Origin of the sequence: Vibrio sp. AND4 (assembly GCF_000171815.1) — a bacterium.
Classification (GTDB): domain Bacteria; phylum Pseudomonadota; class Gammaproteobacteria; order Enterobacterales; family Vibrionaceae; genus Vibrio.
Window position 1 is genome coordinate 1 of record NZ_ABGR01000130.1, and the last position, 1,145, is coordinate 1,145.

Below are 1,145 nucleotides of genomic sequence, written 5' to 3' on the forward strand. Positions count from 1 at the left end.
TCAAAAAGCACGGGCAGCAAAGATCCCCGTTTTTATTGATCCCAAAGGTGCGGACTTCGAGCGCTACCGCGGTGCAACACTTCTCACTCCAAACATGAAAGAGTTCGAAGACGTAGTCGGTAAAGTGAAATCTGACCAAGAGCTAGTAGAAAAAGCACTGGCTCTTGTTGAAGAGTTTGAATTTGAAGCGCTGTTGGTGACACGAAGTGAAAATGGCATGACCTTGATTCGTCGTGGAAAAGAGCCGTTCCACTTACCAACTCAAGCAAAAGAAGTGTATGACGTGACCGGCGCGGGTGACACGGTTATCTCTGTATTGGCTGCTTCGGTTGCCGCAGGCAAATCTTTTGAAGAAGCGTGTGCATTGGCAAATGCAGCGGCAGGTGTTGTGGTGGGTAAACTGGGGACTTCGACGCTTTCTGAGATTGAATTAGCAGAAGCGATTCACGGTAGCCAAGATACAGATTATGGTGTGATTGCAGAGCAAGCACTGATTGAAGCGGTTAAGAAAGCACGCGCGAAAGGCGAGAAGGTCGTCATGACCAATGGTTGTTTTGACATTTTACACGCAGGTCATGTGTCTTACTTAAATCATGCCGCTGAGCTGGGTGATCGTCTTATCGTTGCAGTCAATACCGATGACTCAGTGAAACGTCTCAAAGGCCCTGGTCGTCCAGTCAACCCAACCGATCGCCGTATGGCAGTATTGGCTGGCCTTGGCGCAGTGGATTGGGTTGTGCCATTTAGCGAAGATACGCCTCAGCGTTTGATCTCTGAAGTGTTGCCAAGTTTGCTAGTAAAAGGCGGTGACTACAAACCAGAAGAGATTGCTGGTGGTAAAGAAGTGATTGCCGCTGGCGGTGAAGTTCGCGTATTGAACTTTGAAGATGGTTGCTCAACAAGTGAAATCATTAATGCCATCAAAGGCGGCAAAGGGTAACTTCTCCCTCGCTAAATTGATGAGTAAAGGTTGCTTTCGAGCGGCCTTTACTTTTTTGGGGGCTCAATCAATCCTTGCCGAGTGGGGCTTGGCTTGCCGAAAGAATGCGCCTCAGTGGTGATTGAGCGGCAATCAAAAACGCCAGCTGAAAATCAACCGGCGTTTTTTTGTTACTTAAATATCAATGTTTATTTTGCAGGTTTTA

The 1,145-nt window shown here is 47.6% G+C and carries 1 protein-coding gene; it reads left to right on the plus strand.

Translation table 11 applies throughout. From position 1 onward, the window contains the following. The coding region (gene hldE / locus AND4_RS19190) for a bifunctional D-glycero-beta-D-manno-heptose-7-phosphate kinase/D-glycero-beta-D-manno-heptose 1-phosphate adenylyltransferase HldE (protein ID WP_009844651.1) at window positions 1-940 on the plus strand (940 nt) is incomplete at its 5' end. Window positions 941-1,145 lie beyond the last annotated feature (205 nt).